We start from the raw sequence: 12,767 nt of genomic DNA on the forward strand, positions 1-12,767 counted from the left end.
CTTCCTGCCGCAAGCACGCGGCGCGGACAACCACTCTTTCTCCGGTGTGCCGGGCGCCGACGACCCGCTTTACGCCCCCGAAAAATCCGACTATTCCACTCGGACAAATCTGAACGCTCCGGGAGGGACAGGTATGCGTACCATTCTGTGTGCGCTGGCGATCGCCAGCCTCACTGCAACCGCAGGCTTCGCGCGCGAGGTCACCCATGCCCTCGGCACCACCGAGGTCCCGGACGCGCCGACGCGCGTCGTGGTGCTGGAGTTCTCCTTCGTCGACGCGCTCGCCGCTGTCGACCTTGCGCCGGTGGGCATCGCCGACGACAACAAGCGCGAGCGCATCCAGCCGGTGCTGACGGCGGTGATCGGCGACGACTGGACCAGCGTCGGCACCCGCAAGACGCCGAGCCTCGAGGTCATTGCCTCGCTGCAGCCCGACCTCATCATCGCCGACAAGACCCGGCACGAGGCGATCTACGACACGCTGGGGCAGATCGCGCCGACGGTGGTCTATGACAGCCTCACCGGCGACTACCCGGCCGTCCTCGAGGAGGCCGCGCGCATCGGCGAGGCGGTCGGCCGGAGCGGCGAGATGACCGAGTTCCTCGAGCAGCACCGGCAACGCATGGCGGCGATCCGCGACGAGATCGCCGATCGGGTCGCGGGGCGCGAGGCGCAGTTCGCCGTGATCAACGGCAACGGCCTCTGGCTGCACAGCCCGCAGTCCTACGTCGGCAGCCTGCTCGACTACTTCGGCTTCGCGCCGGCGATGACCGCCACGGGCGCGGACAGCTACGGCGATCTCTACCAGCAGGTCACGCTTGAACAGGTCTCCGAGCTTGACCCGGGCGTGATGATCCTCGGCAAGACCGAGGGCGAGCATACGCTCGACCAGGACTGGCAGGCCGAGGCGCTCTGGCAGGAGATCGAGGCGGTGCGCAGCGGTAATGTCTTCGACGTCTCGTCCGACCTCTGGTCGCGGTCGCGCGGCATGCTGACCGCCGAGGCCACCGCGAAGGACATCCGCGAGATCGCGCAGACGCTCAAGTGAGACCGCTGGCGCTTCGGGGGGTGCCGGGCCGCTCCGGCGGGGCAGGGTGGCGCCGGCTGGCGGTGCCCGCCCTGGCCCTTGCCACCGTGGCCGCCGGCTGTGCCCTGTCGCTGGCCACCGGCGGACGCAGCGACGTCGGCCTGTCGGACCTCTCGGGCCTCTTCTCAGGCGCGGGGGCGACGCTCGCCGAGCAGACCATGCGCGACATCCGCCTGCCGCGCACGCTCTGCGCGATGTTCCTCGGGATCAACCTCGGCCTTGCCGGGCTGATCCTGCAGGCCGTCACCCGCAACGCGCTGGCCGCGCCCGGCCTGCTCGGCATCAACCAGGGGGCGGCGCTGGGGATCGTCCTCGGCCTTGTCGTCCCGGCGCTCTCCGGCGTGCCGCAGTCGCTTCTGGCCGCGCTCTGCGGCCTTGTCTCCGTGGCCGCGACGTTTGCGATCTCGGGCGCCTTCTCGGGGCGCATCGAGTCGCTGCGGCTGATCCTCGGCGGTGTCGCGGTCGGGGCGCTCGGCTTTGCCGCCGTCCGGCTCGGCTACACGCTCGAGGATGACCTCGCGCGACAGGTGGTGCGCTGGACGGTGGGCGACATCGGCGGCGTGCGGATGCCCGAGGCGCTGCGGCTCGGCGCGACGGCGCTCTTTGCGACGCTGGCCGCCGTCGCGCTGGCGCAGCGGCTCAACCTCATGGCGCTGGGACAGGCCGCCAGCCACGGGCTTGGCGCCGACCCGATGCGCACGCTGATCCTCGGCGCCGGCGTCGCCTCCGTGGTGACCGGCGTCTGCGTCTCGGTCGCGGGGCCCATCGCCTTCGCCGGTCTCATCGTGCCGCACCTTGCCAAGGCGCTTGCCGGGGCCGACCACCGCCGGCTCGTGCCGGTGACCGCCGCGCTCGGCGCCGGGCTAATGGCCTGGGCGGACGCGGGATCGAAGCTCTGGCCGGGCTTTGCCGAGATCCCGGTCGGCGTGGTCGTCTCCGCCATCGGCGCGCCCTGGTTCCTGGTCAGCGTGCTTGCGCGGAAGGGGCGGTCGCATGGCTGAGGTCTCGATGGCACAGGCAGGATCGCGTGCCCCGCGCCGCACGCCGGTGGTGCTGCTCGCGCTCGGCGCCTGCCTCGTCGCCGTGCTGGCGCTCGGCCTCTGCCTCGGGGCGGTCCGGGTTCCGCCCGCGACGGTGCTCAACACGCTGCTGGGGCTCGACGGACCGCGACAGGACTTCATCATCCTCGGCTCGCGCCTGCCGCGCACGCTGCTCGCGGCGCTGACCGGCGCGTCGCTGGGCCTCTCGGGCGCGATCATCCAGTCACTGCTGCGCAACCCGCTCGCCAGCCCGAAGATCGTCGGCATCAACTCGGGCGCGGCCTTCGCGGTGCTGCTCTGCGCCTTCCTGCTTCCCGACGCGGCGGCCCGGCTGACGCCCTTCGCCGCCGCCACCGGGGGCGTGGTGGCAGGCTCGGTGGTCTGGCTCATGGCCGGGCGGCTGGCGCTCGACGCGACGCGGCTCACGCTGGTGGGCATCGCGGTCGGCTTCGTCATGGAGGCGGGGGTCGAGTTCCTGCTGGTGACCCAGACCGGGCCGGAGTTCTCGGCGCCGCTGGTCTGGCTGACCGGCAGCCTCTGGGGGCGGGGCTGGACGCATCTCGCCTCGGTCGCGCCGGCGCTCGGGGGGCTCATGGCGCTCGCCCTGCTGATGTCCTTCCGGCTCGACCTGCAGTACCTCGGCCCGCAGCGCGCCGCCGCGCTCGGCGTGCGCCTCGGGCTCGAGCGCGGCCTGCTGCTGCTGATCGGCGTGCTTCTGGCCGCGCTCTCGGTGGGCGTGGTGGGCGTGGTCGGCTTCATCGGCCTCATGGCGCCGCACATCGCCGCCCGGCTCGTCGGCGGCCGCCACCGCGCGTTGCTGCCCACCGCTGCGCTGGTCGGAGCCGTGCTCTGCGCCGGGGCGGATGTCGCCGGCCGGTCGCTCGTGCCGCCGATCGAGATCTCGGCGGGCATCCTGACTGCGCTCTTCGGCGCGCCCTTCTTCATCTGGCTCCTGCTGACAGAGAGCCGCCGTCCGGGAGCGACCCGATGATCCGACTTGACGCCGTCGAGGCTGGCTACAACAGCTTCCGCCTCGCGCCCGCGACGCTCGACTTTCCCGAGGGCACGCTGACCGCGCTCATCGGCCCCAACGGCTGCGGCAAGTCGACGATGCTGAAGGTGATCTCCCGCCAGCTGCGGCCCGCGGCGGGCCGCGTGATGCTGGGCGCGGAGGATGCGGCGCGGCTCGCGCCCCGCGCGCTGGCGCGGCGGCTGGCGCTGCTGCCGCAGGAGAACCTCGCCCCGCCGGGCGTCACGGTCGCGGACCTCGTCGGCTACGGCCGCGCGCCGCACCAGAACCTTCTCGGCATGCAGACCGCCGCCGACCGCGAGCACGTATCGCGCGCGATCTCCCGCATGGGCCTCGAGGAGTTCGCGGAGCGGGAGGTCGGCACGCTCTCCGGCGGGCAGCGGCAGCGCGTCTTCATCGCCATGGCGCTGGCGCAGGACGCGCCGGTGATGCTGTTCGACGAACCGACCAACTGGCTCGACATCCAGCACCAGGTGGACGTGCTGCGGCTCATGCGCGAGCTTGCCGAGGAGGGGCGGACCTGCGTCGTGGTGCTGCACGACATCGCGCAGGCGGCGCGCTACGCGGATCGGCTCGTGGTGATGAAGTCCGGGAAGATCGTGGCGAGCGGCGCCCCCGAAGCGGTGCTGACCGCCGGGCTGGTGCGCGAGGTCTACGACCTGCCGGTCGAGATCCACCCCGATCCGGTCACCGGAACGCCGGTGCCGGTGCCGCTGGAGCCCGGGCGGGAGGCGCAGGCCGCGCGGCGGGTCCGGCTCGGTGCCTAGGGCGAAACACCCGTAAGGCGGTCGTTCAGCGCCGCGGCCTGCAGCACGAGCGCATCGCCGAGGTGCCGCCCGGCGATCTGCAGGCCTATGGGAAGACCGCGCGACGACAGCCCGGCCGGGACCGAGACCGCCGGCTGGCCGGTGAGGTTCATGGGGAAGAGGGCAGGGGTCCAGCCATCGTCGGGAACTCCGATGCCGTTGATCTCGCCGGGCCCGTTCCGCCCTGCCGCGAAGGGCATGCAGGCGGTCGCCGGGGTCATCAGCAGGTCGTGGCCTTGCATGAGCTCTGCCATGGCGTTCACCGCCTTCATCCGCCCGAAGCGCGCGGTTCGCATCATTTCCGGCGTCAGCTCGGTCCCGAGGACGTCCCGGAGGTTGGCCGACAAGGCGCAGGGATGATCGCCCGCCATGCGGCGGAGCCCCGCGATGTCTGTATCCACGGCAACGACCGCCCGGTAGAGCTCGAGCGGGACGTCGGGCGCCTCGATCTCGGCCATCCGCGCGCCGAGCGCGTCGCAGAGGCGGGCCGCGGCGCGGCGCACGGTCGTGGCGATCTCGGGGTCGACGGGAATGCTCGCCCAGCTCTCGCAATAGGCGACCCGCAGCCCCTTCGGCGCGGGCAGGCTGAGCGCGCCGAGCCAGTCGATGTCGGCGGAGGGGATGGAATACCTGTCCCTCGGGTCGGGGCCCGCGATCACCGAAAGCACCAGCGCCGCGTCCTCTGCCGTGCGGGCCAGCGGGCCGACATGTTCGACCGTCTCCCAGCCCGAGGCGCCCGGCATGTCGGGCGTGCGGCAGCCCGGCCAGAGCGGCACCCGTCCCATCGAGGCCTTCACCCCGACGAGGCCGGTGAAGGCGGCGGGCAGGCGGATCGAGCCGCCGCCGTCGGAGCCGAGCGCCACCGGGCAGATGCCGGTCGCCACCGCGACCGCCGATCCCGCGCTCGAGCCGCCGGAGGTGAGCGCGGGATCGAGAGGGTGCCGCGTGGCCGGAAACACCAGGTTGTGGCCGAAGCCGCCGTAGCCGAATTCCGAGCAGTTGGTCTTGCCGAGCAGGATCGCGCCCGCCTCCCTGAGCCGGGCGACCGAGATCTCGTCCACCTCCGAGCGGTGGGAACGGTAGAGGCCCGAGCCGAAGCTGGTCGGCATGTCCCGCGTCGGCAGGAGGTCCTTGATCGCCACGGGAACGCCCGCGAGCGGCCCGGGCCTGCGACCCGCGGCAAGGCTCCGGTCCAGCCGCTCGGCCTGTGCGATCACGTCGGAGGCGACGTGGACAAAGGCGTGAAGGCGGGGGTCGACCTCGTCGAGACGGGATAGGGCGGCCCGCGCGATCTCGGCCGCGGAGACCTCGCCGCCGCCGACGGCGCGGGCGATCTGCCGTGCCGTCATCGCGGCATAGTCATGGAAATTCACTTGCGAGGATCCTCTGGTCAGGGTGCGCAGCCGGGGCTCCCGGCTGCGCGGCCCGTTCACTCGCCGCGGGTGAGCGTGCGGTAATCGAGCGTCAGGTGGAACCAGTAGGTGTAGCCACCGAGGTCCTTCTGCATCGCGACGTCGCGGTAATCCTGCACCAGCGGGATGCGCGGCACGTCGTTCATCGCGATCTGGATGAAGCTCTTCACCTCGTCCTCGTAGAGCGCGGGGTCGGTCTCGAACCGGGCCTTGGCGATCTGCGCATCCATCTCGGGATTGACGTAGTTCATCGCGTTGAAGACCGAGTTGTTCACCCCGTCATAGGTCCAGTAGAAGTAGTAGTCCGGGTAATTCAGCCATGCCTTGAACGACATGATCAGGAACGGCATGTCCTTGTTGCCGAGCCGGGTGTACCAGTCCGCGCCCGGCACCTTCTCGATGTTCACCGTCACGCCGATCTTCTTGAGGCTGTCCTGCACCAGCAGGGCGATCGGCTCGCGCGTGGTGGCGGTGGTGACGTCGTAGCTGAGCGTGGTGGTGAACCCGTCCGGGTAGCCCGCCTCGGCCAGCAGCGCCTTGGCCTTCTCGAGGTCGGTGTCATAGGGCGAGGGCTGCGGCCAGTCGGTGGTGGTCACTTCCTCGGGGCCGCCGAACATGCCGATGCCGCGCCCGTAGACCGCCGAGTCGATGATGCTGGCATAGGGCATGGCATAGGCCATCGCCTTGCGCACGAGCGGGTTGTCGAAGGGCGCCATCGTGACGTTCATGTCGAGATAGAGCAGCTCCGCGTCCACCGGCGTGCCGATGACCTTCAGCGTGCCCGCATCCGCGAGCTCCTTGAAATCCTTTGGCGGCAGGTTGAACGAGAGGTCCACGTCACCCTTCTCGAGCAGGGCGCGGCGTGTCCCGGCAGAGGCGATCTGCTTGACGATGACCTTCTTCATCTCGGGCAGCGGGCCGGACTTCCAGTCCTCGAAGCGCGAGAAGGCGATCTCGTTGCCCGGCTTCCAGCCGTCGACCATGTAGGCGCCGCTGCCGGCATCGTTGTTGCCGACCCATTCCAGCGCCCAGGGATCGCTCGCCGTGGCGTGCTCCTTGGCGAGCTCCGAGTTGACGATCTGCGCGACCGGCACCGCGAGGTTAGCGAGCACCAGCTTGTTGGGCTTGGGGAAATCGACGCGGATCGTGTGATCGTCGAGGATGACGAACTGGTCGGCGGACTTCATCTCGCTGGCGCCCATCTGGATCGCCGGGAAGCCGCCGACCGCCACCGCGCGCTCGAGCGACCATTTCACGTCCGCCGCGGTCACCGGGCGACCGTCGTGGAAGGTGGCGTCGGCCCGAAGCTTGAAGGTGACCGAGCCGTTGTCGGGCGCCACCTCCCAGCTTTCCGCCAACTCGGGCTCGAAGGTCTTGTAGTCATAGGCAAAGCTGCCGTCCCCGACCGGCGTCTTGGCATGGGTGATCAGGCGGTCGTAGACGTTCCACGACACTTCGTGCGTGGGCACGTTGGCGGTGGCACCGTGGATGTCGAGGGTGGAGGGCCCCTCTTCGGAGACCACGACCAGCGTTTCGGCGCGGGATTGCGCGGCGACCGGCTGGGCCGAGGTCATGACGGTCGAGCCGAGGGCGAGCGCGAGGGCGCCGGCCCGCAGCAAACCGGGCAGTCTGTAAGGTAGCTGTGACATTGAGAACATCCCCTGTCTGATGTCGGCTTGGCTTGAACTGTGTCTCAAGCATTAGATGCATTAAAATCAAGTCAAGTGAATTTGAGGCGCATCCGCCGCTGGTCGGGACCTGCGAGGAAAATGGTCGAAGCGCCGGCAATTCCGGCGCCGTTCCTGCGATGAATGATGAAAATGCGGGCAATCCTGGGTCGGTCGCTGTGCGTGAGGACCCGCGAGATCGGAAGTCTCTTCCGCGGCAGGATCGAATCTGAAACCAAGTGAGCGGGAAAATGTGACGGAGAGGAATATGACCTGCATCAAGTGCAGCGCCATGGAGGGGCAGGGCGGATGGTGGGTCTGATCCTGCGCCGGTTGCTCGGGGCCCTGCCGGCGATTGCCGGGATCGTGGTGCTGACCTTCGTGCTGACCCGGCTGCTGCCCGGCGATCCCGCCGCCTTTTTCGCCGGACCCGCCGCGACGCAGGCCTCGATCGAGGAAGTCCGCCGGCAGCTCGGGCTCGACCGCTCGCTCGCGCTCCAGTTCATCGACTACGTGGGCGACCTGCTGCGGCTCGATCTCGGGCGCTCGCTGGCCAGCGGGCAGAGCGTCGTCCACGACCTCGCCGCCCGGCTCCCGGCGACACTGGAACTGACGCTGGCCGCGCTGGCCGTCGCCGCGCTGGTCGGCATCGCGCTCGGCGTCGGGGCCGCGCTGCGGCCGGGGCGCTGGCCGGATCGCCTCTGCTCGGCGGTGACGGTCCTCGGGCAGGCGCTGCCGACCTTCTTCCTTGGGTTGATGCTGGTCTATGTCTTCTACTACCTGCTCGAATGGGCGCCGGCTCCGATGGGGCGGCTCGAGATCTTCGTCTCCTCTCCGACCGAGGTGACGGGCTTCTGGTCGATCGACGCGCTGATCGGGGGCGAGTTCGACACCTTCCGGGGGGTGATGCGCCAGCTGGTGCTGCCGGTGCTGACGCTGGCCGCCTTCGGCGCGGGCCCGATCGCCCGGATGACGCGCACGGCGCTGATCGAGGTGCTGCAGGGCGAGTCCGTGCGCATGGTGTGCGCCTATGGCCTCTCGTCCCGCCGGGTGCTCTGGACCTATGGCTTCCTGCCCGCCGCGGTGCCGATCCTCAACACCATCGGCATGGTCTCATCCTTCCTGCTGGGCGCGAACGTGCTCGTCGAGAAGGTCTTCGGCTGGCCCGGGGTCAGCGCCTATGCCATCGAGTCGCTGCTGGTTTCGGACTTCGCGCCGGTGCAGGGCTTCGTGCTGCTGATGGCGGTGATCTACGTGCTGGTGAACCTGCTGATCGACATCACGGCGGCGCTCATTGACCCGCGGGTGCGGCTCCATGGCTGACGCGGCCCGCGCAAGGCGCAGGGCGCGCCGTCTCCCCGGCACCCCGGCGGTCTGGATGGTCGGCCTGCTGGTGCTGCTGGCCCTGCTGGGGCCGTGGCTCGCGCCGTGGGACCCGCTCGCCACGGACACGCCGAGCGCGCTTCAGCCGCCCTCGGCCGCGCATTGGTTCGGGACCGACCAGCTGGGCAGGGACGTGTTCTCGCGCACGCTGGTCGCCGCCCGGACGGACCTTTCGGTCGGCGCCATCGCCGTGTCGGTCTCGCTGCTGCTCGGCATCCTGGCCGGCGCCACCGGCGGCTGGCTCGGAGGGCGGGTCGATGCCGTGCTGGGAAGGGTGGTGGATTCCATAATGGCCTTCCCCCTCTTCGTGCTGGCGGTCGGCATCGCCGCCGGGCTGGGCAATTCGGTGACCTCGGTGATCATCGCCACGGCCATCGTCAACCTGCCGTTCTACGCGCGGCAGGTCCGCTTCGAGGTCAGCCGAAGGCGCTCGGCCGGCTGGGTCGAGGCGGCGCGGCTCTCGGGCATCGGCGCCCCCAGCATCATCGGCCTGCACATCCTGCCGAACCTCGCGGGCCTGCTGGCGACGCAATCTTCGCTCAACATGGCCTGGGCGATCCTGAACGCGGCGGGGCTCTCGTTCATCGGTCTCGGCATCCTGCCACCCACGCCGGAATGGGGGATTATGGTGGCCGATGGCGCGAGCTACATCTTCTCGGGCGAGTGGTGGATCTTCACCTTCCCCGGCATTGCGCTGCTGTTCGCCGTGCTCGGCTTCATGCTGCTGGGCGATTTCCTCAGGGACTTCTTCGATCCGTACCGCCGATGACATCACACTGGACCAACACGCTGCTGCGCGCCCGCGAGCTTTCGATCACCTTCGGCGAGACGCGGGTCGTCGATCGCGCCTCCTTCGATCTCGCGCAGGGCGGGATCACCGCGCTCGTCGGCGAGAGCGGCTCGGGCAAGTCGCTGATCGCCCATGCCATCGCCGGGATCCTGAGCCCGGCCGCTCGGCTCGAGAGCGCGGAGTTCGCCTTTGCCGGGGTCGATCTCTCGGACCCGCGCGGATCGCAGTGGCGCGACCTGCGCGGGCGGCAGATCGCCATCATCTTCCAGAACCCGCGCGCGCTCAGCCCGGTGCGCCGGATCGGTGACCAGATCGGCGACATCATCGCGCGCCACCGGGGCCTGCGCGGCAGGAAGCTCGAGGCGGCGGTGATCGAGGCGCTGGCCTCGGTGCGGATCGCCGATCCCGAGGTCCGGCGCAGTGCCTATCCGGGCGAGCTTTCGGGCGGGATGTGCCAGCGGGTGATGATCGCGCTGGCGCTGGCCTGCAACCCGCGCCTGCTGATCGCGGACGAGCCGACCACGGGGCTCGACACCACGACGCAGGCGGCAATCCTCGACCTTGTCGCCGAGGCGATCCGGGCGCGCGGCATGTCCTGCCTGCTGATCACCCACGACCTCGCGCTGGCCCGCGAGCATGCGGACGAGATCCGCGTCATGCATGCCGGGCAGATCGTCGAGGACAGCCGGACCGAGGCGCTGTTCGGCGATCCGCGCCACCCTTATACCGGGGCGCTGCTGAAGGCCTCTGCCTCGCAGGCCGAGGCCATCGCCGCGCTCGAGCCGATCCCCGGCAGCTTTCCCGACCTCTCGGGCCCGCTGCCCGCCTGCCGCTATGCCGATCGCTGCCCCCGCGCCGAGGCGCGCTGCCGGGACGAGAGGCCCGCCCTCTCGGGGCCGGCCGGACGCCGTGTCGCCTGCTGGAGGCCGAACGCATGACCCTGCTCGACGTGCGCAACCTGACCAAGACCTTCGGCGCCGGACGGGGCCGCAGGGTCGTCGCCGTCGACGACGTGAGCTTCACAGTGGCCAAGGGCGAGACCCTCGGGCTGGTCGGCGAGAGCGGCTCGGGCAAGTCGACGCTGTCGCGGCTGGTCTGCGGGCTTGCCCTGCCCGACAGCGGGACGGTGCATGTGGACGGCGCGCCGCTGGTGCCGGGCAGCGGCCGGGTCCAGATGGTGTTCCAGAGCGCGGACGAGGCGCTCAACCCGGCCTTTTCCATCGCGCGCAATATCGGGGTCGGTCTCGGCCTCAGCACTGCCACGGCCGATGACGCGATCCGTGGCATCGCGCAGGAGGTGGGCCTGCCGCTCGACCTTCTCGGGCGCAGGCCGCACCAGCTCTCGGGCGGCCAGCAGGCGCGGGCGGGCATCGCGCGGGCGCTGATCTCGAAGCCGGAGCTCCTGCTGCTCGACGAGCCCACGGCGGCGCTGGACGTGTCGGTGCAGGCGCTGGTGCTGCGGCTGCTGCACCGGATGCGCGGCGAGCTCGGCTGCGGCATGCTGCTGATCTCGCACGATCTCGACGTGGTGCGGCTGATGTGCGACCGGGTGATGGTGATCTACCACGGCCGCATCGTCGAGGAGGGGCCCGTCGCGCAGATCACCCGCGCGCCGCGCCATCCCTACACGCGCGCGCTGCTCGCCGCGACGCCCGGCGCCAGGCGTGCGCCCGCGCCCGAGCGGGCCGAGCGCATGGCCGAGCTGCGCGCGGATGCCTGCCATTTCCGCGCGTCGTGTCCCATGGCGACCGCAGCCTGCGGCCAGAGCCGCCCGCGCCTGGCGCAGGTGGGCGCCGGCCATAGCGCCGCGTGCCACGCGCTGGTCGAGGCGGCGGGCGCTGCCCCCGTCAGTGAATCTGCGGCGTGTTGACCCAGATGATACGGGCGGGCCGGTCGCTGGTGTTGCGGTAGCTGTTCGGCAGGTAGGCCTTGAAGAAGAAGGAATCCCCGGCGGTCATCCTGTAGACTTCGCCGTCGATGGTGAGCTCGATCTCGCCCTCGATGAGGTAGCCCGTCGCCTCGCCCTGGTGGGTGATGTTGTCGATCTTCTCGCCGCCGGGCTCGACCACATGGACATTCGCCTCGAGCAGGTTGCCCGCCGCCAGCGGCACCATGCGCTCGTACTTCACCCCGTGCCCGCCGCGCAGCGCGTCGCCCTCGACGATGATCCGGTCCTTCGGGCTCAGCACCATGCGGTGCATCTCGATCTCGAGGCCGAAGAACGAGGCGAGGTCGCGGTCGAGCGCGGTGACGATCCGGTTGAGCATGGTCAGCGACGGGGTGACCTTGCCCGCCTCGATCTTGGAGATCATGCTCTCGTTGTAGCCGACGAGCTCGGCGAGGTCCTTCATCCTCAGTCCCTTGAGGATACGTGCGTGCCGGACGCGGGCCGCGATCTGCAGAGCCTCCGCCTCCTTCTGGTCTTCCGGTTTCGCTGGCATCTGACCTGTCTCGCTGCTCGTCATTCGAGTTGAATGCTATGCCGATTAAATGCAAATGAATCAAGAACGGAGCGGAAATCCGTCGGGCGTTGCCGGGGCACCGCTTCAACGCCGCATCGCGGCGCCCCTGCGCCGGGCCGGTGGCGGAGCGGCGCGCGCATTCCCGGGAAAGCACATCGCGCTTGCATGAGCGCAGGTCATGGTTTCCGCGCGCGCAGCCGGTCGATCAGCAGCCGAAGCGCCGAGCTGAGGTTGCGCCGCCCCATGTAGCACAGGTGATAGCCGTCGAAGGGCGGGCAGTAGTCGGCAAGCACCCGCCTCAGCCGCCCGCTGTCGAGGTCCGCCCGCACCTCCGGCAGGGGCAGGAAGCCGAACCCGTGGCCGGCCCGCGCCGCCTCGAGCACGAGGCCCGGATCGTTCAGGATGAAGGGACCGGTCAGCTTCTTGACTACCTCGACGCCGCCGATTTCGAACTCCCAGTCATAGACCGGACCGTCGGAGCGGTGCCGCATCAGGATGCAGTCATGCGCGTCGAGATCGTCGGGATGCAGCGGCGTTCCGCGCCGCGCGAGGTAGTCGGAGCTGGCGATCGCGGCCATCTCGAGTTGCGGCCCGACGGGCAGGGCGATCATGTCCGGGCCCAGGTGTTCGCCCAGCCGGATCGCGCAGTCGAACCGGTCCTCGGCGAGCTCCGAGAGCCGCCCCTCGCTGCTGATCTCGATCCGCACCTCGGGGTAGTCGAGCACCAGCTGCGAGACCACCGGCCAGAGGATGTCGCGCGTCGCCGGGACGCTGGAGGTCACGCGCACGAGGCCTGAGGGACGCTCGCCGAGGGTTCGGATTTCCTCGATCCGGTTGCCGAGCTGCTGGAAACTGGGGCGCAGCGCTGCCAGCAGCTGCTCGCCCGCGTCGGTCGGGGTCACCTTGCGGGCGCTGCGATTGAGCAGCCGTACCCCGATCCTGTCCTCGAGCCGCCGGATCGTGTGGCTGACGGCGGATTGCGACACACCGAGCCGGTGGCCGGCGCGGGTGAAGTTGCCCTCCTCGGCGACGGCGAGAAGGGTCGAGAGATCGCCAAGCAATTCGCGGTCCATGCGGGCACCTCCTGTGG

General features: G+C 70.3%; 12 protein-coding genes. 8 read left to right on the forward strand and 4 right to left on the reverse strand.

The window, feature by feature from the left end; all coding sequences use genetic code 11:
• Positions 1–133: 133 nt before the first annotated feature.
• The 4 genes from PVT71_RS20490 to PVT71_RS20505 are packed head-to-tail and all read left to right on the forward strand — an operon-like array spanning position 134 to position 3,924.
• On the forward strand, positions 134–1,048 hold the full coding sequence (locus tag PVT71_RS20490; RefSeq protein WP_353474312.1) for a Fe(3+) dicitrate ABC transporter substrate-binding protein: 915 nt from the start codon (positions 134–136) through the stop codon (positions 1,046–1,048).
• Complete coding sequence (locus PVT71_RS20495; RefSeq protein ID WP_353474313.1) at positions 1,045–2,088, forward strand: iron ABC transporter permease; 1,044 nt, start codon at positions 1,045–1,047, stop codon at positions 2,086–2,088. The genes PVT71_RS20490 and PVT71_RS20495 overlap by 4 nt, the downstream gene beginning before the upstream one ends.
• Complete coding sequence (locus tag PVT71_RS20500; RefSeq protein WP_353474314.1) at positions 2,081–3,118, forward strand: iron ABC transporter permease; 1,038 nt, start codon at positions 2,081–2,083, stop codon at positions 3,116–3,118. The genes PVT71_RS20495 and PVT71_RS20500 overlap by 8 nt, the downstream gene beginning before the upstream one ends.
• Complete coding sequence (locus tag PVT71_RS20505) at positions 3,115–3,924, forward strand: ATP-binding cassette domain-containing protein (RefSeq protein ID WP_353474315.1); 810 nt, start codon at positions 3,115–3,117, stop codon at positions 3,922–3,924. The genes PVT71_RS20500 and PVT71_RS20505 overlap by 4 nt, the downstream gene beginning before the upstream one ends.
• Here PVT71_RS20505 and PVT71_RS20510 read toward each other — a convergent pair.
• The gene (locus PVT71_RS20510) at positions 3,921–5,336 is read right to left on the reverse strand and encodes an amidase (RefSeq protein ID WP_353474316.1); all 1,416 of its coding nucleotides are present in this window, start codon (positions 5,334–5,336) and stop codon (positions 3,921–3,923) included. The two genes, PVT71_RS20505 and PVT71_RS20510, sit on opposite strands and share 4 nt — an antisense overlap.
• A 56-nt stretch (positions 5,337–5,392) precedes the next feature.
• Positions 5,393–7,024: an ABC transporter substrate-binding protein gene (locus PVT71_RS20515; protein ID WP_353474318.1), complete on the reverse strand. Its 1,632-nt coding sequence runs from the start codon at positions 7,022–7,024 to the stop codon at positions 5,393–5,395.
• A gap of 327 nt (positions 7,025–7,351) precedes the next feature.
• On the opposite strand from PVT71_RS20515, the gene PVT71_RS20520 reads away from it, so the two are divergent.
• Genes PVT71_RS20520 through PVT71_RS20535 form a run of 4 tightly spaced genes read left to right on the forward strand, consistent with a single transcriptional unit; the run spans position 7,352 to position 11,085 of the window.
• Complete coding sequence (locus PVT71_RS20520; protein ID WP_353474319.1) at positions 7,352–8,365, forward strand: ABC transporter permease; 1,014 nt, start codon at positions 7,352–7,354, stop codon at positions 8,363–8,365.
• Complete coding sequence (locus PVT71_RS20525; protein ID WP_353474321.1) at positions 8,358–9,194, forward strand: ABC transporter permease; 837 nt, start codon at positions 8,358–8,360, stop codon at positions 9,192–9,194. The genes PVT71_RS20520 and PVT71_RS20525 overlap by 8 nt, the downstream gene beginning before the upstream one ends.
• The gene (locus PVT71_RS20530; RefSeq protein WP_353474322.1) at positions 9,191–10,153 is read left to right on the forward strand and encodes an ABC transporter ATP-binding protein; all 963 of its coding nucleotides are present in this window, start codon (positions 9,191–9,193) and stop codon (positions 10,151–10,153) included. Before PVT71_RS20525 ends, PVT71_RS20530 begins: the two co-directional genes overlap by 4 nt.
• The gene (locus PVT71_RS20535; protein ID WP_353474324.1) at positions 10,150–11,085 is read left to right on the forward strand and encodes an ABC transporter ATP-binding protein; all 936 of its coding nucleotides are present in this window, start codon (positions 10,150–10,152) and stop codon (positions 11,083–11,085) included. The genes PVT71_RS20530 and PVT71_RS20535 overlap by 4 nt, the downstream gene beginning before the upstream one ends.
• Here the strand turns inward: PVT71_RS20535 and PVT71_RS20540 are convergent.
• Both PVT71_RS20540 and PVT71_RS20545 read right to left on the reverse strand, forming a co-directional pair.
• Positions 11,063–11,656, reverse strand: a complete 594-nt coding sequence (locus PVT71_RS20540) for a cupin domain-containing protein (RefSeq protein ID WP_353474325.1) — start codon at positions 11,654–11,656, stop codon at positions 11,063–11,065. The genes PVT71_RS20535 and PVT71_RS20540 overlap by 23 nt on opposite strands.
• 197 nt (positions 11,657–11,853) lie before the next feature.
• A complete protein-coding gene (locus PVT71_RS20545) occupies positions 11,854–12,750 on the reverse strand; it encodes a LysR family transcriptional regulator (RefSeq protein WP_353474327.1) in 897 nt (298 codons plus the stop codon).
• Positions 12,751–12,767: the final 17 nt, after the last annotated feature.

Origin of the sequence: Salipiger sp. H15, assembly GCF_040409955.1 — a bacterium.
GTDB lineage: Bacteria > Pseudomonadota > Alphaproteobacteria > Rhodobacterales > Rhodobacteraceae > Salipiger.

What these genes read in the sequence shown, in the direction of transcription:
- PVT71_RS20490 (WP_353474312.1), top strand. Translation starts at nt 134, where the DNA reads ATGCGTACCATTCTGTGTGCGCTGGCGATCGCCAGCCTCACTGCAACC.
- PVT71_RS20500 (WP_353474314.1), top strand. Translation starts at nt 2,081, where the DNA reads ATGGCTGAGGTCTCGATGGCACAGGCAGGATCGCGTGCCCCGCGCCGC.
- PVT71_RS20505 (WP_353474315.1), top strand. Translation starts at nt 3,115, where the DNA reads ATGATCCGACTTGACGCCGTCGAGGCTGGCTACAACAGCTTCCGCCTC.
- PVT71_RS20515 (WP_353474318.1), bottom strand. Translation starts at nt 7,024, where the DNA reads ATGTCACAGCTACCTTACAGACTGCCCGGTTTGCTGCGGGCCGGCGCC.
- PVT71_RS20520 (WP_353474319.1), top strand. Translation starts at nt 7,352, where the DNA reads ATGGTGGGTCTGATCCTGCGCCGGTTGCTCGGGGCCCTGCCGGCGATT.
- PVT71_RS20525 (WP_353474321.1), top strand. Translation starts at nt 8,358, where the DNA reads ATGGCTGACGCGGCCCGCGCAAGGCGCAGGGCGCGCCGTCTCCCCGGC.
- PVT71_RS20530 (WP_353474322.1), top strand. Translation starts at nt 9,191, where the DNA reads ATGACATCACACTGGACCAACACGCTGCTGCGCGCCCGCGAGCTTTCG.
- PVT71_RS20535 (WP_353474324.1), top strand. Translation starts at nt 10,150, where the DNA reads ATGACCCTGCTCGACGTGCGCAACCTGACCAAGACCTTCGGCGCCGGA.
- PVT71_RS20540 (WP_353474325.1), bottom strand. Translation starts at nt 11,656, where the DNA reads ATGCCAGCGAAACCGGAAGACCAGAAGGAGGCGGAGGCTCTGCAGATC.
- PVT71_RS20545 (WP_353474327.1), bottom strand. Translation starts at nt 12,750, where the DNA reads ATGGACCGCGAATTGCTTGGCGATCTCTCGACCCTTCTCGCCGTCGCC.